This window comes from Bradyrhizobium diazoefficiens USDA 110 (assembly GCF_000011365.1).
Taxonomy (GTDB): domain Bacteria; phylum Pseudomonadota; class Alphaproteobacteria; order Rhizobiales; family Xanthobacteraceae; genus Bradyrhizobium; species Bradyrhizobium diazoefficiens.
Window position 1 is genome coordinate 764,449 of sequence record NC_004463.1, and the last position, 23,565, is coordinate 788,013.

A 23,565-nucleotide genomic window follows, 5' to 3' on the forward strand; every position below is an offset into this window, starting at 1 on the left:
CGTGATGTCGTATTTTGCGATTGCAGCATGAAGGCGAATAGGCGAGAAGAACCCCGCTTTTCCAGCGGAAATGGACCGTAAATATGTCAGATGCAATACGGGCAGTGATCCTCGGCATCATCGAGGGTGTGACCGAGTTCCTTCCCGTTTCCTCGACCGGCCACCTCCTGCTTGCGGAGCGCTTCTTTCATCTCGGCGAAGGCGCCTTCTGGGATTCGTTTACGGTTCTGATCCAGCTCGGTGCGATCCTCGCGATCGTCGGGCTGTACTTCAAGAAGCTGTGGGATGTCGTGATCGGCTTCTTCACGGGCGACACCTATTCGCGCCGTTTCGTGATCGGCGTGCTGGTGGCGTTCCTGCCGGCTGTCGTGGTCGGCCTCGTCGCCGGCAAGTACATCAAGAGCGTGCTGTTCAATCCGTGGGTCGTGTGCTTCACGCTGATCGTCGGCGGCGCCATCCTGCTCTGGGTCGACAAACTCGACCTCAAGCCGCGCGAGCATGACGCCACCCGGTTTCCGCTGCTGATGTATCTCTATATCGGCATCGCGCAGTGCGTGGCGATGATCCCGGGCGTATCGCGCTCCGGCGCCAGCATCGTCGCCGCCATGCTGCTGGGCGCGGACAAGCGCGCGGCGGCGGAGTTCTCGTTCTTCCTCGCGATCCCCACCATGATCGGCGCGTTCGCCTACGACTTCTACAAGAACCGCTCCGAGATGACGATGGACCACATGGGCATCGTCGCGATCGGCTTCGTGGTGTCGTTCATCACCGCGGTCATCGTGGTGAAGACGTTTTTGACATACGTCACCCGCCACGGCTTCGTGGTGTTCGCCTGGTGGCGCGTCATCGTCGGCACGCTCGGCCTGATCGCGCTGGCGTTGGGGCGATAACTCTCGAAAGCTTGCTGACGCGCCGGTCCTTGCCGCAAGGACGGTGCGCTCCCTCTCCCGCTTGCGGGAGAGGGCTGGGGAGAGGGTCTCTCCGCAGAGAGACTCGCGATGACGAGAAAGCCTTCACCCGGCGCGCGGGACGATGCTTCGCATCGCCCGGAACGCGCCGACCTCTCCCGCGAGCGGGAGAGGTTAACCGAGCCCGCGGCCTAAGCGGGGCTCAAATGCTCATGCGCTGGAACTGCCCGGCGGCGCGGAAGCGCCAGAGATATTGCGGAGCGATCGCTTCCAGCGAATCCGCCGTGATGCCTAGGCCTTCCAGCGTCAGCCCAGCCGCCTTCGCCGCATCCGACACGACATTGTCGCGCTGGAGCAGCGTGACCTGGTCGGGCGTCAGCTTGAACGCGCCCGGCGCGAATTGCAGGAAGTTGGCCTGGAAGCGGGCAAGCCCAAACGGCAGCGGCACCAGCGTCGGCTTGCGAGCGGTGATCTCGAGGATGGCCTCGATGATCTCGCGCATGGTCAGCACTTCCGGCCCGCCGAGCTCGTAGGTCGCGCCCGCCTTGGCCTTGCCGTCGACCGCATCGGCGATCGCGGTGGCGACATCGCCGACATAGACCGGCTGCATCTTCGTCTCGCCGCCGATCAGCGGCAGCACCGGCGACATCCGGGCCAGCGCCGCAAAGCGGTTGGTGAACTGGTCCTCGGGGCCGAACATCACGGACGGGCGGAAGATCGTGGCCGAGGGCACCGCGGCCAATACCGCCGCCTCGCCGGCCGCCTTGGCCTTGGCATAGCGCGAGGGCGATTCCGCGTCGGCGCCGATCGCCGAGACATGCACCAGGCGGGCCCCTACGGCGGCCGCCGCCTTGGCGACCGTCTCGGCGCCCTTGGCCTGGACCGCGTCGAAGCTCTGTTTGCCACTCTCGGTGAGGATGCCGACCAGGTTGATCACGACATCCGAATCACGCAGCGCCGCCTCGACCGAGGCGGGGTAGCGCAGGTTGGCCTGCACCACATGGACCTGGCCGACCTTGCCGGAGGGCTGGAGGTATCCAGCCAGTTCCGGCCGCCGCACCGCGACCCGGACCCGGTAATCGCGCTTGCACAGCGCCCGGACGACATTTCGGCCCAAAAACCCCGATCCGCCGAAAACCGTGACGAGAGTTTCCAGATTCGATGCCATGGGGATCTTTTCCTGAGGGAGAGTGCGCCTGACGAGGCTTGTATCGAGCCGGTTTGCGATGCGCAATCCGCAAGCCGAAACATGGCTCAAGCATGAATTGACAACGGCGTCACCGAACCGTAGTAACCGCCTCCGTGCCCCAAACGGCATGCCCAGGTGGTGGAATTGGTAGACGCGCTGGCTTCAGGTGCCAGTGGCTTAACGGCCGTGAAGGTTCGAGTCCTTTCCTGGGCACCATTTTGCGGGATCTGGACCCAAAATGGGGCCGCTCCCGGTCTGCGTTGCCGTCGCGAAGATCCCTAGCGGGACAAATCCGCCCGCCCTCAGACCACCCTTTTCCCCGCCCGCTCCGCCACCGCCTTCTGCACAAAATACATCGCGACCAGCGACACGATCGCCGATGCGACGACGACGTAGCCGATCCGGTCGAAATGGATCAGCGAGCCGTCCGGCGCTTGCGCGATGATCGCGCCGGCGAGCATCGAGCCGAGCCCGCCGGAGAGCTGCTGGAGTGAGGCGCTGATCGCGCTGAACGAGCCGCGCTGGCTGGGGTCGGGGATCGCCGACATCAGCGCCTGCGACGGGATCATGCGCGAGAAGATGCCGACGAACATCAGGACGTTGACGAGGATCGCGGTCGCGAGCGAGACGTGGCCGAGATGGGTGTAGATCAGCACCATGATGACAGACACCACGCTGCCGAAGACAAATGTGGGATATTTGCCGAACGCGTCGCTCGCCCGGCCGACCAGCGGGCCCGTGACGATGCTGAACAGGCCGGAGACCAGATAGATCGTCGGCAAATGCAGCATGTCGATGCCGAGATTGTTCACGGTGTAGGCGCTGGAGAACGGCATCAGCATGTACCCGCCCGTCGCCAGCAATGTCGTGACCGCGAAGGCCAGCGTGTAGCGCTTCTGTGCGACGGTCGCGATCAGATGGTGGAACGGGTTCCTGTCCTGCTTCAGCCGCAGATGCGCGTCGACCGGCTCCATGGCGAAGGCAATGATGGCGATCGCCGCGATCGACAGGCCGACGATCGCGGCGAAGCAGACATGCCAGTTCCAGTGATTGGCGAGAAACAGCCCGGCGGGAATGCCGAGCACCTGGCTCGCGGCGAACGCGGTCTGGACGAATCCCATCACGCGGCCGCGCAAATGCAGCGGGAACAGGTCGGTGATGATGGCCAGCACGACCGAGCCGATCACGCCGCCGAACAATCCGGTCACGATCCTGCCGAGCAGCAGCACATGGTAGGTCTGCGCCATTGCGCAGAGCAGGGTGCCGAGCGTGAAGCCGACATAGAAGAACAGCAACAGGCGCTTGCGGTCGAAGCGGTCGGCAAAGCCGGCGGCCAAGATACCCGACAGTCCCGCGCTGAATGCGTAGGCCGACACCGCGACGCCGAATTGGGTGGCCGTGATGTCGAGCGCGGGCATCAGGATGGCGCCGAGCGGCGACATGATGATGAAATCGAGGATGATCGTGAACTGTGTGAACGCGAGCAGCGCGATGAGGAGCGCCTGGTAGCGCGAAAAGCCGCGCTGGCGGTCCTGTTGATCGTCGATAGGCGCTGCGAGCGTCTGTTCGGTCATGACATCTCATTCGTGGTGAGCGGGGCAAGGGCGCGGGGGATCGGCAACAGATGGGGTGGGTGGGGACGATTTTCACGGGGCGCATGACGCAAGTTGTGCCGGACCATGAAGCTCGCGCCGGGTTGTGGGATCCATGCAACAGCCCGGGGGCCGGAAGCCGTCCATCTCCGCTCGCAGCCTTGATCGCATGCCACGCACCTGCCGCGAGATGCTTGGCGGCGATCTGCCGGGGCGCGTGAGGGCATGACCGCGGTTGCGCGGACGGCCCGCAATGGCTACATCGCGGGCAATCCGAATTAGCCTATTGTGCCGACAGACCGATTCGACCCGAGGTTTTGAAACGCCATGACCGTACGCCTGCACCGCGGCGACCTGCCCGACCTGTCCCGCTACACCGGAGCGGTGGCGATCGACACCGAGACCATGGGGCTGAACCCGCACCGCGACCGGCTCTGCGTGGTGCAGCTCTCGCCCGGCGACGGCAGTGCCGACGTCGTGCAGATCCCCAAGGGCCACACCGACGCGCCGAACCTGAAGGCGCTCTTGGCCAATCCCGCCATCACCAAGATCTTCCACTTCGCGCGGTTCGACGTCGCGGTGCTGTACCAGAGCTTCGGCGTCATGACCGGACCGATCTATTGCACCAAGATCGCCTCCCGCCTGACCCGCACCTATACCGACCGCCACGGCCTCAAGGACCTCGTGCGCGAGGTCCTCAATGTCGACCTCTCCAAGCAGCAGCAATCCAGCGACTGGGGCTCCGACAGCCTGACCGAGCCGCAGCTCGCCTATGCCGCCTCCGACGTGCTGCACCTGCACGCCCTGCGCGAGCGGCTCGACGCCATGCTGGTCCGTGAGGGCCGTACGGGGCTGGCGAAGGCCTGCTTCGACTTCCTGCCGACCCGCGCCTTGCTCGACCTCCAGGGCTGGGCGGAAGAGGACATTTTCGCGCATTCCTGACACCTCGACGGGCGGCTAGGTTGGGCCAATCGCCCCGTTTCGGACACTTTCGTATCGGCCTGTCCGAGGCTGCATATTCAGGCGGCGCCGGGTACAATGGCGCGCACTTGACCGGACCAGGCGAGCGACACCTCAGGAGCCCAGGTGAATTCGGCCCAGAATCCCACCTACGACGCCGCGCTTGCGGCGAAGTTTGCCAGCGCGGCGCGCCACAGCCGCCTGGTGCGGATTCTGCGCGTCGCGGTCCCGGGCGCGGTGCTGTTGTCCCTGGCCGCCATCGTCGGCGTCTCGATCTTCAATCCATTTCGCATGCTGTTGCCGAAGCTGCCGCTCGATTCCGGAAACCTGGTGGTATCGGGCACCAAGATCACGATGGAATCGCCGCACCTCGCCGGCTACACGCCGGACCGGCGGCCGTACGAGCTCTGGGCCAAGACCGCGACGCAGGACATCACCGACCCCGACCATGTCGATCTCTCGGACCTTCGCGCAAAGGTCCTGATGGAAGATCAATCGACCCTGTTCCTTGATGCCCGCACCGGCCGCTTCGACAACAAGCAGCAGCAGCTCGACCTGCACAAGGACATCTTTCTGCGCACCTCGACCGGCTATGAGGCGCGGCTGAACTCGGCCTTCGTCGACATGGGCAAGGGCACGGTCTCGTCGGACGAACGTGTCGACGTCAAGCTGACCAACGGCACGCTGACCGCGGATCGGCTGCGCATCACGGAAGGCGGCGATCTCATCCGCTTCGAGGGCAATGTGGTGATGCATCTGGACAAGCTGGATGACCCCGCCGCTGCTCAGCCCGCGCCGGCCGAGCCGACGCCGCCGGTGAAGACACGTACGCCGCAGAACAAGTCCGCCAATTCAAAGTGATTTTCATGATCAGGTTTTTCCCGCGCAACGACAGCAAACGGTGCGCCGCCATCGGTGCGGCCGCGCTTGCCGCCACTGTCGCGCTGATGGCAATGGGCGCGGCGATCGCACAGAGCACGATGCAAGGCGTGCCGAATGCGATGCAGGGCTTCTCGCAGAACCGCGATCAGCCGATCCAGATCGAGGCCGCTTCGCTCGAGATGCGCGACAAGAAGAAGGAGGCGACCTTCGCCGGCAACGTGAAGGTCATCCAGGGCGACACCACCATGACCTCGAAGACGCTGGTGGTGTTCTACGAATCCGGCGGCGACAAGCCGGCGACGCCGCAGCCCGCGGCGAAGGGAGCCAAGGCGGCCCCGATGCAGTCGGCGACGCCGGGCCCGGGCGGCAGTTCCTCGATCAAGCGGCTGGAGGCGCGCGGCAATGTCGTGGTCACCCAGAAGGACCAGGTGGTCACCGGCGACACCGCCGTGTTCGACACCAAGACCAACCTCATCACCATGCTCGGCGGCACGGGTCAGGTGGTCCTGACGCAGTGCAAGAACGTGCTACAGGGTGACCGATTGGTGGTCGACATGACCACAGGCGTCTCACGGGTGGAGTCGGACAGCGGCAAGGTACGGGGCCTGTTCGACCAGAACAGCAAGTGCGGAACGCAGGCGGGCCCTGGCTCAGGTCCAGCCCTGCAATTGCCCGGCGCAACTAAACCGAAGTAAATTCAACAGCTTGTGTCGGGCGCTCCCGATCCGAGGTTGAAGCTTGCCCGGCGAGACTGTATCTAGCGCGCAGGGCTTTCGAAGCGGGGTCCTCCGCTTATCGGGCGTGTTTCACTGGGCATGAGACATCCCTTCACCCATGCTGCGTCGGCGAATCGTAACGCCGCCGCGGCAGATCGCGCGAAGACCGCGCAAAAACTGCGCGAGGCTAGAAGGCGGGGATGGTCGATCTTTTCAGCATGTTCCGTCGGCGCCCCGCCAAGCGCGGCCGGCCAGGATTTGCGCGTCAGGACATCACCGCGCTCGGTGACAGCGTCGGCGGGCTGGTGGCGAGCCCCGTGCGCGACGCGCCGCCGATCGCCCGGGACCAGCCGATGCACGCGCCCGACCACTTTCAGGCCGATTATCAAACCGAGCCGCCGCGGGCGCAGGCGGTCCACCCGGTCAGGGCCGCCGCCAGGCCGAACGGCGCCGGCGGGCCGCAGCTTCTGAAGCGGCCGGGCTTCCTGGCTGTGCATAGCGTGGAAAAAGCCTTCGGCAGCCGCCAGGTGGTGCGCGGCGTCAGCATCTATGTGCGCCGCGGCGAGGCGGTCGGCCTGCTCGGTCCGAACGGCGCCGGCAAGACCACCGTGTTCTACATGATCACCGGCCTGATCAAGGCCGATCGCGGCGCGATCGAGCTCGACGGCCACGACGTCACCAAGCTGCCGATGTATCAGCGCGCGCGGCTCGGCATCGGCTATCTGCCGCAGGAAGCCTCGATCTTCCGCGGCCTCACCGTCGAGCAGAATATCCGCGCCGTGCTCGAAGTGGTCGAGCCTTCGCGCAAGAAGCGCGAGCAGCAGCTCGACTCGCTGCTCGACGAATTCAACATCACGCGCCTGCGCAAATCACCGTCGATCGCGTTGTCCGGCGGCGAGCGGCGCCGCGTCGAGATCGCGCGCGCGCTGGCGACGCGTCCGAACTACATGCTGCTCGACGAGCCCTTCGCCGGCATCGATCCGATCGCGGTCGGCGACATCCAGGATCTCGTCCGCCATCTCACCAATCGCGGCATCGGCGTACTCATCACCGACCACAATGTGCGCGAGACGCTCGGCCTCACCGATCGTGCCTATATCGTCTATGCCGGGGAAATCTTGACCGAGGGCAGCCCGGATGAGATCGTCGCCGATCCGGACGTTCGCCGCCTTTACCTTGGCGAGGAATTCCGCCTCTAGCCTGTTTTTGCGCTACGTCAAGACGTGTACATCAGGCTCAGACTAGGATAAGCAAAAATCGGACCAACTTTTTGGGATCGGTTCTTGCTTCATGGCGCTCACGCAGAGATTAGAGTTCCGGCAATCGCAGTCGCTGGTCATGACGCCGCAGCTGATGCAGGCGATCAAGCTGCTGCAATTGTCCAATCTCGATCTCACGACCTTCGTGGAAGAGGAACTCGAGCGTAATCCGCTGCTGGAGCGGGCCAATGACGAGGCCTCCGGCGGCGAAGCCCCGGCCGAGGCCGGCCAGTTCAGCGATTCCGACGGCGGCCACAACGACGAGCCGGGCGGGGGTCCGGGCGAGGCGTTCGAGCCGGGCCAGGAAGAATGGATGAGCAAGGATCTCGGCACCCGCGCCGAGATCGAGCAGACCCTGGACACGGGCCTGGACAACGTCTTCTCCGAGGAGCCGGCCGAGGCCGCGGCGCGCAACGCCCAGGACGCCGCGCCGACCACCTACACGGAATGGGGCGGCGGCGCCTCCGGCGACGAGGACTACAATCTCGAGGCGTTCGTCGCCGCCGAGGTCACGCTCGGCGATCATCTCGCCGAGCAGCTCTCGGTCGCATTCACCGCACCCGCACAGCGCATGATCGGCCAGTACCTGATCGATCTCGTCGACGAGGCCGGCTATCTGCCGCCGGATCTCGGCCAGGCCGCCGAGCGACTTGGCGCCTCGCAGCAGGAGGTCGAGGACGTCCTGGCCGTGCTGCAAAAATTCGATCCGCCCGGCGTCTGCGCGCGCAATTTGAGCGAATGCCTGGCGATCCAGCTCCGCGAGCTCGACCGCTACGACCCGGCGATGCAGGCGCTGGTCGAGCATCTCGATCTCCTCGCCAAGCGCGACATCGCGGGCTTGCGCAAGGTTTGCGGCGTCGACGACGAGGACATCGCCGACATGATCGGCGAGATCCGCCGTCTCAACCCCAAGCCCGGCATGAAATTCGGCGCGGCGCGGCTCCAGACCATGGTGCCCGATGTCTATGTCCGTCCGGGTCCGGATGGCGGCTGGCATGTCGAGCTCAACAGCGACACCTTGCCGCGCGTGCTGGTCAACCAGACCTACTATTCCGAGCTGTCGAAGAAGATCGGCAAGGACGGCGACAAGTCCTATTTCACCGACGCGCTCCAGAACGCGACCTGGCTCGTTCGCGCGCTCGACCAGCGCGCCCGCACCATCCTGAAAGTTGCAACCGAGATCGTGCGCCAGCAGGACGGCTTCTTCACCCATGGCGTCGCGCATTTGCGGCCGCTGAACCTGAAGGCCGTCGCCGACGCCATCCAGATGCATGAATCCACGGTGTCGCGCGTCACTGCCAACAAATACATGGCGACCAACCGCGGCACGTTCGAGCTGAAATATTTCTTCACCGCCTCGATCGCCTCGGCCGACGGCGGCGAGGCGCATTCGGCCGAAGCCGTGCGCCACCACATCAAGCAGCTGATCGATTCGGAAGCGCCGGCCGCGATCCTGTCGGATGATACCATCGTGGAACGGTTACGCGCTTCGGGCATTGATATTGCCCGCCGCACGGTCGCGAAGTACCGCGAAGCCATGCGCATTCCTTCCTCGGTGCAACGTCGCCGCGACAAGCAGAGCGCTCTTGGTAACGTCCTCTCTACCGCAATGTCCGATCGCTCCCGCAACCCCGAGCCGGCCTGATTGCGCTGGCGCCAAATCGCGCTACTCTCAATCTCCCATCGAGACCGATCCATGCGCGCGCATGATCCGGACCCGGAGGGCCGCGCCAGCGCCAGGTGTGCAGCGGTTGTCCGCATGGATCACGCGCAGACAAGAACCTAACCAGGTGAGGTTCACATGACTCTCCGCATTTCGGGAAAGAGCGTCAGTGTCGGCGAGGCCCTGCGCGGCCGCGTTTCCGACCGGACCGAAGAGGTCCTGCGCAAATATTTCGACGGCAATTATTCCGGCCACATCACGCTGAGCAAGGATGGCTTCGGCTTCCGGACCGATTGCGCGCTGCATCTCGATTCGGGAATTACGCTGGAGGCCGATTCGAACGCGCCGGATGCCTATGCCAGCGCCGACCAGGCGCTCGTGATGATCGAGAAGCGGCTCAAGCGCTACAAGAGCCGGCTCAAGGACCGCTCGGCCCGCAAGGCCCATGTCGCCTCCGCCGCTCTCGCGGCCATGGACGCCACCAGCTACGTGCTGGAAGCGCCGGGCGAGGGTGAGGACGAGGACGAGGTCACCGGCTACAGCCCGGTGATCATCGCCGAGGCAACCACCTCGCTGAAGCAGCTGTCGGTCAGCGAAGCCGTCATGGAACTCGACCTCAGCGGGGCACCCTGCCTGGTGTTCCAGCATGGCTCCAGCGGCCGGGTGAACATCATTTACCGCCGGGCCGACGGCAATGTGGGCTGGGTCGACCCGCCCGGAGGCAAGGCAGATGGCAAAGCGGGCGGTTAGGGCCGGATTCGGGCCCCGTACGATCCGCAGGCCTTAACAATGACCGGGGCAAAGCCGCACGCAGGAGTTGGCACCGGGATTGCGTTGGAGTAGAAGCGCCCCACATCAGGACCGGGGCTAAGTCCCCCTCCTGCTTCACCTTCTTGACGCCGGCCCGGCGTGGTTTCTCTCCAAGCTGGCCAATTCGGAACCTGACGGTTTAATTCACCTCGGAAACCCTCCATGCCGATTACCGATCTGGTCGCACCCGAGGCGATTCTCCCGGCATTGAAGGTCAACAGCAAGAAGCAGGCCTTGCAGGAGCTCGCTGCCAAGGCTGCCGAGCTGACCGGACAGAACGAGCGCGCCGTGTTCGAGGTGCTGCTGCAGCGGGAAAAGCTCGGCACCACCGCGGTCGGCTATGGCGTCGCGATTCCCCACGGCAAGCTGCCCAAGCTGGAAAAGATCTTCGGCCTGTTCGCGCGCCTCGATCGCCCGATCGATTTCGAATCGATGGACGGCCAGCCGGTCGATCTCGTCTTCCTGCTGCTCGCCCCCGAAGGGGCCGGCGCCGATCATCTCAAGGCGCTCGCCCGCATCGCCCGCCTGTTGCGCGACCAGGACATCGCCAAGAAGCTGCGCGCCTCGCGCGACGCGCAGGCGATCTACTCGGTGCTCGCGCTGCCGCCGGCGACCGCGGCCTAAGGCCGCCCGATCTGCTTTCTTGAGTGCGTTTAGAGGGTGCGCGACAGATAGCGTACCGTTTTGCTGCCCTTGTGGATGCTTGCGCGGCCGACCTCGGCAAATCCCAATGCAGCGCGAAAGGCATCCGACGCCGGATTCGGAGGCTGCTGGTTAACTTCGCAGACAATGCGATCGTACCCGGCCTCGGCCGCGCGATCGAACAGGTCGGCATAAAGCCGGCGCGCGCATCCCATGCCTCGAGCGGAAGCTGCGACCACGATCCGGTCGACATAGACAAAGCGCGCGTAGCGGGATCGAAACCACAGGAAGTTCGGGCTGTCGTATTGTCCGTCCTGATCCAATGCGATCATGAAAGCATCGAGATTGCCGATCCTGCGGGCGTAGAAGGCTTGCGCGACGAGGTCTTGCAGCCGCTCGCGCTCGAGCCATGACAACTCCTCTGCGTGGCTGTTGTTGAGCGCAAGCAGGGCGTCACAAAGCGGTGTGCCGGACGAAATCTCGAATTTGGTGACCGGGACGGGTGCGATCATGTTCATGGCGACGATCTACCAGCCGCGAGATGCAAAGCAAAACCGGCACAGGTTTGCTTGCCCGAACCTGTGGCGGCGCCTGCGGCGTAACCCTCACCCGTTCGAACCGAAGCCGCGCCGTCTGCGACTTATTTCGCAGCCGGGCGCTGTGATATTTCGTCACCATATCCACCGGCGACCGGCACGGCTTCGGCGCAGGAGTTTTGAGATATGGTTTGCGGTTCGATCGGCCGGGTCTTCGGTCTGCTTTGCTCGGTCACCATCGCCGCCACGGCCATGGCCCATGCCGACGAGGCATCCAACGACCGCGTCATCGCGGAAAAGACCGAGATCATTGTAGCCGACCCGACCAATGCGGTCGCTTACGAGCTGCGTGGCGAAGCCTGGTACATGAAGCGGGACAAGGACCGCGCCTTCGAGGACTGCAGCGCTGCGATACGGATCGATCCGAATTTCGGGCGGGCCTATAACTGCCGCGGTCGCGCCTATTCTGCCAAAGGCGATCGCGATCGCGCCATGGCCGATTACAACGAGGCCATTCGCCTCGATCCCGGCTACGGACCGTCTTACACATCGCGGGCGCAGGAATATTTCAACAGGCGCGACTTCGATCTCGCGATCGCCGGGTTCACCGAGGCGATCGAACGCAATCCCAAACAAGCCTATTTTGCGACTGTCATGAGAGGGGAGGCGTATGCGGCGAAGGGCGACACCGATCACGCCGTCGCCGATTACACCGAGGCCATGCAGCGGAATCCGGCGGCCGCGTGGCCCTACGAGCTGCGAAGCGCCGTCCATTTCGACAAAGGCGAGATCGACGAGGCTCTCGACGACTGCAACAGCGCGGTCCGTCTGGAGCCCGGGAGTGCCGGCGGCCATTATTGCCGGGCCGTCGTCCTCGTGAAAAAGGACGACCCCGATGGGGCCATCCGGGAGTTTGACGAAGTCACACGGATCGCTCCGGCTTTCGTGAAGGCCTATCTGGCGCGCGCCGTCGCCTGGCACAAGAAGGGCGACGACAAACATGCCATCGCCGATTTCGACGAAGCGATCAGGCTTCAGCCGGGAAATTCCACGGCCTACAACAATCGCGCCGCTGCGTTTCGCGACATGGGACAGCACGATCGCGCGCTCGCCGACTACAACGAGGCGCTTCGACTCGATCCCAAAAACCAGGATGTGCTGGCTAATCGCGGCCTGCTCTACATGATGATGTCCGACGCCAAACATGCGCGCGCGGATTTCAACAGCGTGCTCGCGCTGCCGCCGACCGATAAATGGGCCACCGACACCGCGCGCGAAGGGCTTGGCTTTCTGAAATGACGCGTGGGTAGGGCAGTAGCCTCACACTCCGTCATTGCGAGAGTGCAGGCGATCTGTCGCCCAAATAGAAACGGGCACGCCTTCGTGCGAAGGCATGCCCGCTGAAATCCTATTCGTGCGACGCGCGTGCGCTCAGTGCACGCTGACGGCTTGCAGCTCGTTGCTCCAGGCGTTGGCGACCGCGGCTTCGCGGCTGTCGGTCAGCATGATCGGCGTGCCATCGGCGGCGTGGAGCGCGAAGAGCTTCAGGCCGGGCGCAATCTTCGGAGCCTCGGGGAATAGCCCAGGCACGTCCTCGGAGCGGATCTGCTTCACATAGGCGATATGGCCTTCGCCGAGGGTTGCCAGCGTCTCCGGAGAGACGTTCTTGGCTTCGTATTCGAACGCAACGTGACCTTCACTCATGGTCTCGACTCCTTCACAGAAACTAAGCGGTCGAGTCCGCTACTCGTTCCATTATTCGTGCTCATTGATAGCGATTGTCTTAACGATCCTCTCCGGTTCAGGCCGGGCCAGGTCGATCGACAACAACCCGTTCTTCAGATCCGCACCCAGCACCAGCATCCCCTCCGCCAGCACGAAGGTGCGCTGGAAGTGGCGCGCGGCGATGCCGCGATGGATGTATTGCCGGGTCTTGTCGTCCTGCTGCCGCCCGCGGATCACGAGCTGGTTTTCCTCAATGGTTACATCGAGTTGGTCGCGCGTGAATCCGGCGACCGCCAGCGTGATGCGCAAACGCTCGGGCTGGCCGTCCGACCGGTCGCACCTCTCGATATTGTAGGGAGGGTAACCGTCGGCGCCTTTGACGACCCGATCGAGCACGCGCTCGATCTCGTCGAAGCCCAGAAGGAACGGACTGGAAAGCGTGGGAACACGAGACATAGTTTACAAAGTCCTCTCGAAGCGACTTTGGCATTTCAGGGCCCGGAAGCGGCGCCCCTTGGTCAGCAATATGGGCATATCCCCGTGGTGGTTCAAGGACGTAGCGCTGGGCTATGGATTCATTGCTTCCAGCGGCGCCTGGCCCAACATCGCATAGATGCTCCAGGATCATCGTAGCCGGGAGCAGCCCCGGGTCATGACGAATCTGACCGACGATTTATCCCAATGAAAACAGGCCCCTTCTACTGTGCATGGGGTTGTTTTCGCGGTTTTTGATCGAGCGGCCCCGCGGAACCGCTCAGGCCTCCAGCCGCGTCCGCCCGTCGCCGCTGAAAAGGTGCAGCTTCGGCCGTATCGCGGCGACGCGGATTCTCGCGCCGATGGTGGGGGCTTCGGTTCCGGGGATGCGGACGATGACCTCGCCGGGCGGCAGCTCGCCGGGCGTGGCGGCGACGCGCTGGTCTTCCTGCTCGCGGGAACCGTAGACGAAGGTCTCGGCGCCGACGCGCTCGATCGCTTCCACCGTGAGCGGGAGGGCGACGCCGCCGGCCGGGGTCTGGTCGGTGATGACGAAATCTTCCGGACGGATGCCGAGGACGCCGGCCTCAGCCGCACTGCCACCGAGCTGCGATTTGATCTCGTCGGAGCGCGTCGACATCAGATTCATCGGCGGTGCCCCGATGAACGAGGCGACGAAGGTCGTGGCCGGCTTCTCGTAGATCGCCAAGGGATTGCCGACCTGCTCGACCTGTCCGCCGTTCATCACGACGAGAACGTCGGCGAGCGTCATCGCCTCGAGCTGGTCGTGGGTGACGTAGATCGAGGTCGTGTTGAGCCGGCGCTGCAATTTGCGGATCTCGACGCGCATCGCGATGCGCAGCTTGGCATCGAGGTTCGACAGCGGCTCGTCGAACAAAAACACCTTCGGCTGGCGCACGATGGCGCGACCCATCGCGACGCGCTGGCGCTGGCCGCCGGAGAGCTGGCGCGGCTTGCGCTCCAGCATCGATGTGAGCTCGAGCACGCGCGCGGCTTCCTCGACGCGGGTCTTGATCTCGGCTTCCGCCATGCCGCGGTTGCGCAGGCCGTAAGCCATGTTGTTGTAGACGCTCATATGCGGATAGAGCGCGTAGTTCTGGAACACCATCGCGATGTCGCGATCGGCGGGCTCGATCTGGTTGACGACGCGGCCGCCGATGTCGATCTCGCCGCCGGTGACGGTCTCGAGCCCCGCAACCATGCGCAGCAGCGTGGACTTGCCGCAGCCGGAGGGGCCGACCAGCACGCAGAACTGCCCGTCGGCGACATCGACGTTGACGCCTTTGATGGCCTCGAAGCCGCCGGTGTAGGTCTTGCGGACATTGCGCAGGGTGACGTTAGCCATGAAAACTCACTTCCAAGAACCTACTTTTCCGTCTCGACCAGGCCGCGCACGAACAGTCTCTGCATGGCGACGACGACGAACACCGGCGGCAGCATGGCCAGCACGGCGGTCGCCATCACGATCGGCCATTCGGTCAGCGCGTCGGTGGTGGTGATCATCTTGCGGATGCCGACCTGGATGGTCTGCATGTCGTCGCGGGTGGTGATGAGCAGCGGCCAGAGATATTGATTCCAGCCGAGGATGAACAGGATCACGAACAGCGCCGCCATGTTGGTGCGCGACAGCGGCAGCAGCGTGTCCCAGAAGAAGCGCAAGGGACCGGCGCCGTCGATGCGCGAGGCCTCCAGCAATTCGTCCGGCACGGTCATGAAGAACTGGCGGAACAGCAGCGTCGCGGTGGCGGACGCGATTAGCGGCAGCGACAGGCCCGCATAGCTGTCGAGCATGTGCAAATCGGCAACGATCTTGTAGGTCGGATAGATGCGGACCTCGACCGGCAGCATCAGGGTGATGAAGATGATCCAGAAGATCGGCATCCGGAACGGAAAGCGGAAATACACGATCGCATAGGCCGAGATGATCGAGATCGCGATCTTGCCGATCGCGATCGCCAGCGCCATCACCAGCGAATTGAGCATCATGTTGCCGACGGGCTCGCGGGTCGAGCCGCTCGTGCCGACGAAGATGGTCTGGTAGTAGACCTCGAAGAAGTGCCCGCCCGGCAGCAGCGACATCTGCCCGTTCGCGATCAGTGCGTTGTCCTGGGTCGAGGCGACGATCGCGATGTAGACCGGGAATGCGACGATCGCGATCCCGATCCAGAGAATGAAATGGGCGACGTAGCGCCTGATGCCCTCGTCCTCGACCATCAGTAGGTCACCTTGCGTTCGACGAAGCGGAACTGGATTCCCGTCAGCACGATGACCATGACCATCAGGATCACCGATTGCGCCGCCGAGCTGCCGAGATTGCCGCCGAGCAGGCCGTCGGAATAGACCTTGTAGACCAGCGTGACCGTCGATGTTCCGGGCCCGCCGCGGGTCATGGTGTCGATGATGCCGAAGGTGTCGAAGAAGGCGTAGACGATGTTGACGACCAGCAGGAAGAAGATCGTGGGCGACAGCAGCGGGAAGGTCACGGTCCAGAACCGCCGCATCGGCCGCGCGCCGTCGATCGCAGCGGCCTCGAGCACGCTTTTCGGGATGGCTTGCAGGCCGGCGAGGAAGAACAGGAAATTATAGGAGATCTGCTTCCACGCGGCGGCGAGGATGATCAGCGCTGCGGCCTGGTTGCCGTCGAGCAGCGGATTCCAGTCGACGCCCAGGCTGCGCAGATAGCGCGAGAGCACGCCAAGCGAGGGATGCAGCATGAAGATCCAGAGCACGCCGACCACGGGCGGCGCGACCGCATAGGGCCAGATCAGGAGCGTGCGGTAGAGCATCGAGCCGCGCAGCGGTTTGTCGGCCATGACGGCGAGCAGCAGCGCAAAGGACAGCGACGACACGGCGATCGCGAACGAGAAGAAGAACGTCCGGACGATCGCCTCGAAATAGGCGGGATCCCTGAACAGCTCGATGTAATTGTCGAACCAGACAAAGGTGCTCGACAGACCGAAGGCATCCTGGAGCAGGAAGGACTGGATCACCGCCTGCAAGGCCGGCCAGTAGAAGAAAATCAGGACGATCGCGAGCTGCGGCGCAACCAGCGCGTAAGGCAATAGCTTTGACTGGAAAATGGCTTGCTTTTGCATGATGTCAGCAGAAGCGGCAGGCCGGGTCGCGGCCTGCCGCTTCAATGCCTCACTTCACAGCGGTCTTTTCGAACTGCCGCAGCATCGTGTTGCCGCGTTCGACAGCGGCGTCGAGCGCCTGCTTGGCGGTCTTCTTGCCGGCCAGCGCCTGCTCGATCTCTTCCGACCAGACGTCACGCAGCTGCACCATGTTGCCGAGGCGCAGACCGCGCGAGTTCTCGGTCGGCTCCTTGTTGGTCAGCTCGAGCAGCGGGGTCTCGAGATAGGGCTGGTCCTTGTAGAAGCCCTCGGCCTTGGCCTTCTCATAGGCCGCCTTGGTGATCGGCAGATAGCCGGAGGCCTTGTGGATGTAGACCTGGCGATCGGTGTCGGAGAGGAACGTCAGGAATTTCGCGACGCCCTTGTATTCCTCGGCCGACTTGCCGCCCATGACCCAGAGCGAAGCGCCGCCGATGATCGAGTTCTGCGGCGCGCCCTTGACGTCGGGATAATAGGGCATCGGCACGGCGTTGAAGTTGAACTTGGCCTGTGCCTTGACGTTGCCGAAGAAGGCCGACGAGGTCAGGTAGATCGCGCACTCACCCGAGGTGAAGCGGCCTTCGCCGGTGTTGGTGCGGCCGGCGTAGTCGTAGGTCTTGTCCTTCTGAAGTTCGACCAGCTTCTCGAGATGCTTGACCTGGAGCGGGCCGTTGAACTCGAGCTTGGTGTCGAAGCCGTCGAGGCCGTTCGCCTTGGTCGAGAGCGGCACGTTGTGCCAGGCGGAGAGCTGCTCGAGGTTGACCCAGGTGATCCATGAGCCGGAGAAGCCGCAGGTCGGATGACCGTTGTCGTGCAGCTTCTTGGCGACCTCGAACACTTCGGGCCAGGTCTTCGGGATCTCGGCGTTGACCTTCTTGAACTCGTCGAGGTTGACCCACATCACGGTCGAGGACGAGTTGAAGGGGAACGACAGCATCTCGCCCTTCGACGTGGAGTAGTAGCCGGTGATGGCGGGCAGATAGATCTTGGGATCGAACTTCTCGCCGGCGTCGGCCATCAGCTTGTAGACGGGCTTCACGGCGCCGGTCGCGGCCATCATGGTCGCGGTGCCGACTTCGAACACCTGCATGATGTGCGGCGCGTTGCCGGCACGGAACGCGGCGATGCCCGCGTTCATCGTGTCGGGATAGTTGCCCTTGTAGGTCGGGATGACCTTGTAGTCGCTCTGCGACGCGTTGAAGTCGGTGGCAAGCTTGACGATGACGTCGTTGTTGGCGCCGGTCATCGCGTGCCACCACTGGATTTCGGTCACGGCCAGGGCCGGCGAGGCCGACATGCCGACCGTGATTGCAAATGCGGCAGCCGCCCCAAAGTGTCGAAGTGCCATCAAGAAAACCTCCCTTGGCCGTCAATAAAGAAGCGCTTGCGCTAGCAGCGCCATATGACGTTCACATGACTGTGTAAGCGGCCGAAACGAAAGCGGCAAGCGCTGGAAAAGGGAAGCCGTCAAATAGGCGAATGCGACGCGGACAGCCTCGTCCGTTCGCGCTGCACACGCGTGGGTCGCGCCGCAGTGCGGCATTGCTCGTGTGAGGTCGACGATCAGGCCGCGGGCTCCAAAACCTCTCCCGCTTGCGGGAGAGGTCGCGCCGAAGGCGCGGGGGTGAGGGCTCTCTCCTCTGGGGGATTGTCCCATTGCGGAGACACCCTCTCCCCAACCCTCTCCCGCAGGGGGGAGAGGGAGCGCAGCATCGTTGCCCTAGCGCTTGCGCTCGGGGCCGCAGACCGTGCCCTTCTCGACCATCGCGTCGATCTCGGCCTTGGAATATCCGAACTCGCCCAGCACCTCCGCCGAGTGCTGGCTGAATTTCGGCGGCAGCCGGCGCAGGCTCGGCTTGCTGCGATCGAGCCGGATCGGCGAGGCGACGCCCTTGTACCAGTCCTTCTCGATAATATCGCCGCGGTAGATCGTGTGCGGGTTCGTCAACGCCTGGTCGATCTTCTGCACCGGGCCTGCGGGCAGGCCCGCCGCGAGCAGGCGATTGCAGAGCGGCTCGGCCTCGTGCTGGCTGAACACCGCGGCAAGCTCGGCGCGCAGCGCCTCGCGATTGGCGATGCGGTCCTTGTTGCGGGCAAAGCGCGGATCGGTGCCGAGTTCGGGCTTGCCGATCTCGTTGGCGAGCTTGCGGAAGGTGCCGTCATTGCCGACGCCGATGAAGATGTTGTCGGTCTTGGTCGGGAAGATCGCGTAAGGCACGAGATTCGGATGCTCGTTGCCGGTGAGGCCCGGCGGCTTGCCATGCATGAAATAGTTCGCGGTGTGCGGATGCATGATGGCAAGGCCGGTCTCGTACAGCGTGGTCTCCAGGAACTGGCCCTTGCCCGAGCGCTGCCGCTCCGACAGCGCCATCAGGATGCCGATCGCCGCATAGAGGCCGGTGGTGATGTCGACCAGCGGCACGCCGATCCGCATCGGCCCGCTCTCGGGCGAGCCGGTCGCCGCGATCATGCCGGTCATGGCCTGGATGATGGCGTCATAGCCGGGATTGCCGCCGCGCGGGCCGTCGGCGCCGAAGCCGCAGATCCGGCAATGCACGAGGCGCGGGAATTTCTCGCGCAGCACCTCGTTGCCGATGCCCCATTTCTCCAGCGTGCCCGGCTTGAAATTCTCGATCAGGACGTCGGCCGTCTCCAGCATCTTGAGCAGCACGACGCGGCCGCCCTCGGAGGCGAGGTCGAGGCCGATCGAGCGCTTGTTGCGGTTGATGCCGATGAAATAGGCCGCGTCCTCGTCGTGGAAGGGAGGGCCCCAGTCGCGCACCTCGTCGCCGGCGGGCGGCTCGACCTTGATCACGTCGGCGCCATGGTCGGCGAGGATCTGGGTGCAGTAGGGGCCGCCGAGCACGCGCGTGAGATCGATGACGCGCAGTCCGCTCATTGCACCCATAACGGCTTCAGTCATGCCTTCGCTTCCCCTGTGTCGATCGTTGGATCACAGGCCTAGCGAGGTTTTTTTGCGCCAGCAATGGCGCCGGGCGTGGAGCCGTATGCGCCGCGGCGCGGCCATCCCGCGAGGTGGCAAATTCAAACGGAAGCGGCCGGCCCGAGGGGGATCCCGGGCCAGCCAATCCGCCGTTTGATCAGACGACCGTCAGGCGAACGTCGACATTGCCGCGCGTGGCATTGGAATAGGGGCACACCTGGTGCGCCTTCGCGACCAGCGCCTCGGCTTCGGCACGGGCGAGGCCCGGCAGCGAGACGGCGAGGTCGATGTCGAGGCCGAAGCCGCCTTCGGAGCGCGGGCCGATGCCGACGGTCGAGGTGACGGCGGCGTCGGCGGGAACCTTCGGGCCGCCCTGCGAGGCCACGAACTTCATCGCGCCGATGAAGCAGGCGGCGTAGCCGGCCGCAAACAGCTGCTCGGGATTGTTGCCGGCGCCGCCGCCGCCGCCGAGCTCCTTCGGCGTGGTGAGCTTGACGTCGAGCGCGCCGTCGAGGGTCGCAGCATGGCCGTCGCGGCCGCCGGTGGCTTTTGCGCTGGTCTTGTAAAGGACGTTCACGGACATTTTCGTCTCCCTGGGTTTCGGTGGGGTGCGATCTCTATCGCAGACAATTAGATTGTGCGCAATTGAAATTGCGACGTCTCACATTTAATTGTTCGCAATTGAATGTACGGCGGCGCGGCCCCACAATGCGGACAAACCTCGTGAGATTCTCCATGGCTCGGAAACCATCGGCAGCGGACGCGCCGCTGCGGCTCGACAACCAGATCTGCTTCGCGGTCTATTCGGCCGCGCACGCCTTCAATCGCGTCTACAAGCCGCTGCTCGACCGCCTCGGCCTGACCTATCCGCAATATCTGGTGATGCTGGTGCTGTGGGAGCGCGACGACGTGCCGGTCAAGGACATCGGGGAGAGGCTGTTTCTGGATTCGGGCACGCTGACGCCGCTGCTGAAGCGCCTCGAGGCCGCCCACCTCGTCAAGCGCACCCGCTCGAGCGAGGACGAGCGCCAGGTGCTGATCGCGCTGACGCCGCAGGGCCACGCGCTGAAAGACAAGGCGCGCGCCGTGCCGCAGTCGATCCTGGCGGCGTCGGACTGCTCGGTGTCGGAGCTGGTGGCGATGAAAGACGAGATCGTCGCGCTGCGCGACCGGCTCAATGCGGTGATCGGGGAGTAGTTGAGATTTAATTCAAAGCCCGCCTTCGCCCTGCGGGCTTCGGCGCGGCAGCCCTCGCTTCGCGAAGGCTGGTGGAGCCAGGCGGGATCGAACCGCCGACCTCTTGCATGCCATGCAAGCGCTCTCCCAGCTGAGCTATGGCCCCTTAAGTCTTCCAGTGGGGAGGATCCTGGGGGATCCGTCCCGGCCGGCGAGCCCTAGGCGACTCGCGCGGTGCACCCTTTTTCACAGATCAGGGCTGATCTCAAGTCTCTTCATCGCCCCCGACATCACCAATGATGTCGGTAACGTCCTCATCGCCCTCTTCTTCGTCGGCGATGAATGTCGAATCATCGTCATCGTCGTCGTCGAGGGTCTCGTCGACCTCGATATCGTCCTCCGATTCGGGCACGACGGCCTTGACCTTGCCGGTGTTCTCCTCGGCATCGGCCTCCTCGAGGGAGACCAATTCCTCGGCCTCCGCCGGCTCCGGCGTGGTGTCCGCGGCCGCTGCGTGGCGAGCTTCGGCGCCGCGAGTCGTGCGCGCAGGCGCCACGGGCGCGATCGGGACCACTTCGCCGGTATAGGGCGAGATCACCGGATTCTTGTTGAGGTCATAGAACTTCTTGCCCGTGGTCGGGCAAATACGTTTGGTTCCGAGTTCGGACTTGGCCACGGCAGAGGAATCCTGGGAATGTCTGAAAAGCGGTGTTTCACTTGGCTAGTTGGCGGCCCGCTGTCAATAGCGCATTACGGGAGAAAGACATGCCGGTGACGGGGCGCGGACCATGTGGTACCTGCGCCCCAGCTCTCCGGAGCACATCCAAGGACACAATCTTGACCCATTCCGACCAACCGAGGCCGCTTCAGTCGCGCGCAAACGGTCCCCTGACCGGGAAAGTACGGGTGCCCGGGGACAAGTCGATCTCCCACCGCGCCCTCATCCTGGGCGCGCTCGCGGTCGGCGAGACCCGGATTTCGGGCCTGCTGGAGGGCGAGGACGTCCTCAACACCGCCAAATCCATGCAGGCGCTGGGTGCCAGCGTCGAGCGCACCGGCGATTTCGCCTGGAAGGTGCAGGGCGTGGGCGTCGCAGGCTTCGCCCAGCCCAAGGCGGCGCTGGATTTCGGCAATTCCGGCACCGGCTGCCGGCTGGTCATGGGCGCCGTCGCCGGCTGCCCGATCTCGGCGGTTTTCGACGGCGACGCCTCGTTGCGCAGCCGTCCCATGCGCCGGATCCTGGACCCGCTCGAGAAGATGGGCGCCAGGGTCGTCTCCGGCGGCGAGGGCGGCCGTCTGCCGCTGACCCTCCAGGGCGCGCGCGATCCGCTGCCGATCACCTACAAGACCCCGGTCGCCTCGGCTCAGATCAAATCCGCCGTGCTGCTCGCGGGCCTCGCCGCCCCGGGCACCACCACGGTCATCGAGAGCGAGGCCAGTCGCGACCACACCGAGCTGATGCTGAAGCACTTCGGCGCCGACATCACCTCCACCAAGGAGGGCCAGCACGGCCGCCGCATCACCCTCGTGGGCCAGCCCGAGCTGCATGGCGCCAATGTCGTGGTGCCCGCCGATCCCTCCTCGGCGGCCTTCCCGGTCGTTGCGGCGCTGATCGCCGAGGGCTCCGATGTCGTGCTGTCGGATGTCATGACCAATCCGCTGCGCACCGGCCTGTTCACCACGCTGCGCGAAATGGGCGCTTCGATCGAGGAGAGCGAAGTGCGCGGCGATGCCGGTGAGCCGATGGCGCAGCTGCGCGTGCGCGCGTCGAAGCTGCGCGGCGTCGAGGTGCCGCCGGAGCGCGCGCCGTCGATGATCGACGAATATCTCGTGCTGGCGGTGGCGGCCTCCTTCGCCGAAGGCACGACCATCATGCGCGGCCTGCAGGAGCTGCGCGTCAAGGAATCCGATCGTCTGGAGGCCACCGCCGAGATGCTGCGCGTCAACGGCGTCAAGGTCGAGGTCTCCGGCGACGATCTGGTCGTCCAGGGCCGCGGTCACGTTCCCGGTGGTGGCACCGTCGCCACCCACATGGACCATCGCATCGCGATGTCCGCGCTGGTGATGGGCTGCGCCTCCGACCAGCCCGTGACCGTCGACGACACCGCCTTCATCGCCACCAGTTTCCCGGATTTCATTCCGATGATGCGTTCGCTTGGGGCCGAGTTTTCATGATTATCGCCATCGACGGGCCCGCGGCCTCGGGCAAGGGGACGCTCGGCAAGCGTCTCGCTCATCATTACGGTTATCGTCATCTTGATACCGGCGTGATCTATCGCGCGGTCGCCTATGCCCTGATGCAATCGGGCCACGATCTCCGCGACGAGGCGGCCGCGGTTGCGGCGGCGCTGGAATTGGATCCGGAAAAGTTCGGCGATCCCGCCCTGAAGACCCAGAAGGTCGGAGAGGGCGCCTCGATCGTCTCGGCGATCCCAAGGGTTCGCGAGGTCCTGGTCAATTTCCAGCGGCAATTCGCCGCCGATCCGCCGGGAGCGGTGCTGGACGGCCGGGACATTGGAACCGTGATCTGCCCCCATGCCGACGTGAAGATCTTTGTCGTGGCGGACCCCAAGGTCCGCGCCCGCCGCCGCACCATGGAGGCCAAGGCGCGGGGCGAGGCGGCGGACGAGGCGGCCGTGCTCGCCGACATCATCCAGCGCGACGAACGCGACAAGAACCGGCCGATTGCGCCGCTGAAACCCGCACCCGATGCTTACTTGCTAGATAACTCCCAACTGGATATAGAAGGCGGCGTCCGGGCCGCCATCGACATTATCGAGGCCGTCCGAGCGGGCCGGTCGCGGGGTTAAGCCGCAGCCGTCATTGGAGGAAGCGCCCGCTCCCGCTCTTTGAGGTCGATACCCCGGTCCGCCTGTTTCGGGGCCGGTGCGATCGAGGCTCCGGACAAAGATTTCCACGTATCGAACGCGCGGGCCTCAGCCGGCCCGCTTCCGC

At 64.5% G+C, this 23,565-nt stretch carries 24 protein-coding genes and 2 tRNA genes; 13 read left to right on the forward strand and 13 right to left on the reverse strand.

Going from position 1 to position 23,565, the window contains the following annotated elements; genetic code table 11:
- Positions 1–83 precede the first annotated feature (83 nt).
- Entirely contained in the window at positions 84–890 is an 807-nt protein-coding gene (locus BJA_RS03620; RefSeq protein WP_011083541.1) for an undecaprenyl-diphosphate phosphatase, read from the forward strand.
- Between the two features lie 220 nt (positions 891–1,110).
- Here BJA_RS03620 and BJA_RS03625 read toward each other — a convergent pair whose 3' ends face one another.
- The gene (locus tag BJA_RS03625) at positions 1,111–2,076 is read right to left on the reverse strand and encodes a complex I NDUFA9 subunit family protein (protein ID WP_011083542.1); all 966 of its coding nucleotides are present in this window, start codon (positions 2,074–2,076) and stop codon (positions 1,111–1,113) included.
- A gap of 150 nt (positions 2,077–2,226) precedes the next feature.
- Here BJA_RS03625 and BJA_RS03630 point away from each other — a divergent pair.
- A tRNA-Leu gene (locus BJA_RS03630) sits at positions 2,227–2,313 on the forward strand.
- Positions 2,314–2,399: 86 nt separating this feature from the next.
- On the opposite strand, the gene BJA_RS03635 is transcribed toward BJA_RS03630, so the two are convergent.
- Complete coding sequence (locus BJA_RS03635) at positions 2,400–3,671, reverse strand: MFS transporter (protein WP_011083543.1); 1,272 nt, start codon at positions 3,669–3,671, stop codon at positions 2,400–2,402.
- Positions 3,672–4,016: 345 nt separating this feature from the next.
- Between BJA_RS03635 and BJA_RS03640 the strand changes: the two genes are divergently transcribed.
- The 7 genes from BJA_RS03640 to ptsN all read left to right on the forward strand — a co-directional run bounded on the left by BJA_RS03640 (position 4,017) and on the right by ptsN (position 10,603).
- On the forward strand, positions 4,017–4,631 hold the full coding sequence (locus tag BJA_RS03640; RefSeq protein WP_011083544.1) for a ribonuclease D: 615 nt from the start codon (positions 4,017–4,019) through the stop codon (positions 4,629–4,631).
- A gap of 144 nt (positions 4,632–4,775) precedes the next feature.
- Complete coding sequence (lptC, locus tag BJA_RS03645; RefSeq protein WP_011083545.1) at positions 4,776–5,510, forward strand: LPS export ABC transporter periplasmic protein LptC; 735 nt, start codon at positions 4,776–4,778, stop codon at positions 5,508–5,510.
- A gap of 5 nt (positions 5,511–5,515) precedes the next feature.
- Entirely contained in the window at positions 5,516–6,226 is a 711-nt protein-coding gene (locus tag BJA_RS03650; RefSeq protein WP_038965157.1) for an LptA/OstA family protein, read from the forward strand.
- A 221-nt stretch (positions 6,227–6,447) separates the two neighbouring features.
- Positions 6,448–7,446 (forward strand): LPS export ABC transporter ATP-binding protein, encoded by a 999-nt coding sequence (gene lptB, locus BJA_RS03655; protein ID WP_011083547.1) that lies wholly within the window; start codon positions 6,448–6,450, stop codon positions 7,444–7,446.
- A 91-nt stretch (positions 7,447–7,537) separates the two neighbouring features.
- The gene (gene rpoN / locus BJA_RS03660) at positions 7,538–9,151 is read left to right on the forward strand and encodes an RNA polymerase factor sigma-54 (RefSeq protein ID WP_011083548.1); all 1,614 of its coding nucleotides are present in this window, start codon (positions 7,538–7,540) and stop codon (positions 9,149–9,151) included.
- A gap of 156 nt (positions 9,152–9,307) precedes the next feature.
- Positions 9,308–9,919: a ribosome hibernation-promoting factor, HPF/YfiA family gene (gene hpf / locus BJA_RS03665; RefSeq protein ID WP_011083549.1), complete on the forward strand. Its 612-nt coding sequence runs from the start codon at positions 9,308–9,310 to the stop codon at positions 9,917–9,919.
- A gap of 222 nt (positions 9,920–10,141) precedes the next feature.
- A complete protein-coding gene (gene ptsN, locus BJA_RS03670; protein WP_011083550.1) occupies positions 10,142–10,603 on the forward strand; it encodes a PTS IIA-like nitrogen regulatory protein PtsN in 462 nt (153 codons plus the stop codon).
- A 29-nt stretch (positions 10,604–10,632) separates the two neighbouring features.
- Here the strand turns inward: ptsN and BJA_RS03675 are convergent, their stop codons facing one another.
- The gene (locus BJA_RS03675; protein ID WP_236842290.1) at positions 10,633–11,133 is read right to left on the reverse strand and encodes a GNAT family N-acetyltransferase; all 501 of its coding nucleotides are present in this window, start codon (positions 11,131–11,133) and stop codon (positions 10,633–10,635) included.
- Positions 11,134–11,343: 210 nt separating this feature from the next.
- Here BJA_RS03675 and BJA_RS03680 point away from each other — a divergent pair, with 210 nt between their 5' ends.
- Positions 11,344–12,456: a tetratricopeptide repeat protein gene (locus BJA_RS03680; protein ID WP_011083552.1), complete on the forward strand. Its 1,113-nt coding sequence runs from the start codon at positions 11,344–11,346 to the stop codon at positions 12,454–12,456.
- Between the two features lie 132 nt (positions 12,457–12,588).
- Here BJA_RS03680 and BJA_RS03685 read toward each other — a convergent pair whose 3' ends face one another.
- From BJA_RS03685 to BJA_RS03720, 8 genes are all read right to left on the reverse strand, one after another.
- A complete protein-coding gene (locus BJA_RS03685) occupies positions 12,589–12,861 on the reverse strand; it encodes a DUF1150 family protein (protein ID WP_011083553.1) in 273 nt (90 codons plus the stop codon).
- Between the two features lie 51 nt (positions 12,862–12,912).
- Positions 12,913–13,338 carry an Hsp20 family protein gene (locus BJA_RS03690; protein ID WP_011083554.1) on the reverse strand — a complete coding sequence of 142 codons (426 nt, stop codon included), beginning with the start codon at positions 13,336–13,338 and terminating at the stop codon, positions 12,913–12,915.
- 298 nt (positions 13,339–13,636) lie between these two features.
- A complete protein-coding gene (locus tag BJA_RS03695; RefSeq protein ID WP_011083555.1) occupies positions 13,637–14,722 on the reverse strand; it encodes a sn-glycerol-3-phosphate import ATP-binding protein UgpC in 1,086 nt (361 codons plus the stop codon).
- A gap of 20 nt (positions 14,723–14,742) precedes the next feature.
- Positions 14,743–15,591, reverse strand: coding sequence for a sn-glycerol-3-phosphate ABC transporter permease UgpE (gene ugpE / locus BJA_RS03700; protein WP_011083556.1), 849 nt, complete (start codon positions 15,589–15,591; stop codon positions 14,743–14,745).
- Positions 15,591–16,472, reverse strand: coding sequence for a sn-glycerol-3-phosphate ABC transporter permease UgpA (gene ugpA / locus BJA_RS03705; protein ID WP_011083557.1), 882 nt, complete (start codon positions 16,470–16,472; stop codon positions 15,591–15,593). Before ugpA ends, ugpE begins: the two co-directional genes overlap by 1 nt.
- Positions 16,473–16,521: 49 nt before the next feature.
- On the reverse strand, positions 16,522–17,838 hold the full coding sequence (ugpB, locus tag BJA_RS03710) for a sn-glycerol-3-phosphate ABC transporter substrate-binding protein UgpB (RefSeq protein WP_011083558.1): 1,317 nt from the start codon (positions 17,836–17,838) through the stop codon (positions 16,522–16,524).
- 372 nt (positions 17,839–18,210) lie between these two features.
- Entirely contained in the window at positions 18,211–19,413 is a 1,203-nt protein-coding gene (locus BJA_RS03715; RefSeq protein ID WP_011083559.1) for a CaiB/BaiF CoA transferase family protein, read from the reverse strand.
- Positions 19,414–19,591: 178 nt separating this feature from the next.
- Positions 19,592–20,017, reverse strand: a complete 426-nt coding sequence (locus tag BJA_RS03720) for an organic hydroperoxide resistance protein (protein WP_011083560.1) — start codon at positions 20,015–20,017, stop codon at positions 19,592–19,594.
- 152 nt (positions 20,018–20,169) lie between these two features.
- On the opposite strand from BJA_RS03720, the gene BJA_RS03725 reads away from it, so the two are divergent.
- Positions 20,170–20,631 carry a MarR family winged helix-turn-helix transcriptional regulator gene (locus BJA_RS03725; RefSeq protein WP_038965150.1) on the forward strand — a complete coding sequence of 154 codons (462 nt, stop codon included), beginning with the start codon at positions 20,170–20,172 and terminating at the stop codon, positions 20,629–20,631.
- 69 nt (positions 20,632–20,700) lie between these two features.
- Here BJA_RS03725 and BJA_RS03730 read toward each other — a convergent pair.
- Positions 20,701–20,776: transfer RNA gene (locus BJA_RS03730), tRNA-Ala, on the reverse strand.
- Positions 20,777–20,875: 99 nt separating this feature from the next.
- On the reverse strand, positions 20,876–21,286 hold the full coding sequence (locus BJA_RS03735) for a TIGR02300 family protein (RefSeq protein WP_011083562.1): 411 nt from the start codon (positions 21,284–21,286) through the stop codon (positions 20,876–20,878).
- Between the two features lie 161 nt (positions 21,287–21,447).
- Between BJA_RS03735 and aroA the strand changes: the two genes are divergently transcribed.
- Together aroA and cmk are read left to right on the forward strand one after the other, a co-directional pair.
- A complete protein-coding gene (gene aroA, locus BJA_RS03740) occupies positions 21,448–22,785 on the forward strand; it encodes a 3-phosphoshikimate 1-carboxyvinyltransferase (RefSeq protein WP_038965151.1) in 1,338 nt (445 codons plus the stop codon).
- Positions 22,782–23,420, forward strand: a complete 639-nt coding sequence (gene cmk, locus BJA_RS03745) for a (d)CMP kinase (protein ID WP_011083564.1) — start codon at positions 22,782–22,784, stop codon at positions 23,418–23,420. Before aroA ends, cmk begins: the two co-directional genes overlap by 4 nt.
- Positions 23,421–23,565 lie beyond the last annotated feature (145 nt).

Coding starts and splice junctions, on each gene's coding strand:
- BJA_RS03620 (WP_011083541.1), top strand. CDS start 84: ATGTCAGATGCAATACGGGCAGTGATCCTCGGCATCATCGAGGGTGTG.
- BJA_RS03625 (WP_011083542.1), bottom strand. CDS start 2,076: ATGGCATCGAATCTGGAAACTCTCGTCACGGTTTTCGGCGGATCGGGG.
- BJA_RS03635 (WP_011083543.1), bottom strand. CDS start 3,671: ATGACCGAACAGACGCTCGCAGCGCCTATCGACGATCAACAGGACCGC.
- BJA_RS03640 (WP_011083544.1), top strand. CDS start 4,017: ATGACCGTACGCCTGCACCGCGGCGACCTGCCCGACCTGTCCCGCTAC.
- BJA_RS03650 (WP_038965157.1), top strand. CDS start 5,516: ATGATCAGGTTTTTCCCGCGCAACGACAGCAAACGGTGCGCCGCCATC.
- lptB (WP_011083547.1), top strand. CDS start 6,448: ATGGTCGATCTTTTCAGCATGTTCCGTCGGCGCCCCGCCAAGCGCGGC.
- rpoN (WP_011083548.1), top strand. CDS start 7,538: ATGGCGCTCACGCAGAGATTAGAGTTCCGGCAATCGCAGTCGCTGGTC.
- hpf (WP_011083549.1), top strand. CDS start 9,308: ATGACTCTCCGCATTTCGGGAAAGAGCGTCAGTGTCGGCGAGGCCCTG.
- ptsN (WP_011083550.1), top strand. CDS start 10,142: ATGCCGATTACCGATCTGGTCGCACCCGAGGCGATTCTCCCGGCATTG.
- BJA_RS03675 (WP_236842290.1), bottom strand. CDS start 11,133: ATGATCGCACCCGTCCCGGTCACCAAATTCGAGATTTCGTCCGGCACA.
- BJA_RS03680 (WP_011083552.1), top strand. CDS start 11,344: ATGGTTTGCGGTTCGATCGGCCGGGTCTTCGGTCTGCTTTGCTCGGTC.
- BJA_RS03685 (WP_011083553.1), bottom strand. CDS start 12,861: ATGAGTGAAGGTCACGTTGCGTTCGAATACGAAGCCAAGAACGTCTCT.
- BJA_RS03690 (WP_011083554.1), bottom strand. CDS start 13,338: ATGTCTCGTGTTCCCACGCTTTCCAGTCCGTTCCTTCTGGGCTTCGAC.
- BJA_RS03695 (WP_011083555.1), bottom strand. CDS start 14,722: ATGGCTAACGTCACCCTGCGCAATGTCCGCAAGACCTACACCGGCGGC.
- ugpE (WP_011083556.1), bottom strand. CDS start 15,591: ATGGTCGAGGACGAGGGCATCAGGCGCTACGTCGCCCATTTCATTCTC.
- ugpA (WP_011083557.1), bottom strand. CDS start 16,472: ATGCAAAAGCAAGCCATTTTCCAGTCAAAGCTATTGCCTTACGCGCTG.
- ugpB (WP_011083558.1), bottom strand. CDS start 17,838: ATGGCACTTCGACACTTTGGGGCGGCTGCCGCATTTGCAATCACGGTC.
- BJA_RS03715 (WP_011083559.1), bottom strand. CDS start 19,413: ATGACTGAAGCCGTTATGGGTGCAATGAGCGGACTGCGCGTCATCGAT.
- BJA_RS03720 (WP_011083560.1), bottom strand. CDS start 20,017: ATGTCCGTGAACGTCCTTTACAAGACCAGCGCAAAAGCCACCGGCGGC.
- BJA_RS03725 (WP_038965150.1), top strand. CDS start 20,170: ATGGCTCGGAAACCATCGGCAGCGGACGCGCCGCTGCGGCTCGACAAC.
- cmk (WP_011083564.1), top strand. CDS start 22,782: ATGATTATCGCCATCGACGGGCCCGCGGCCTCGGGCAAGGGGACGCTC.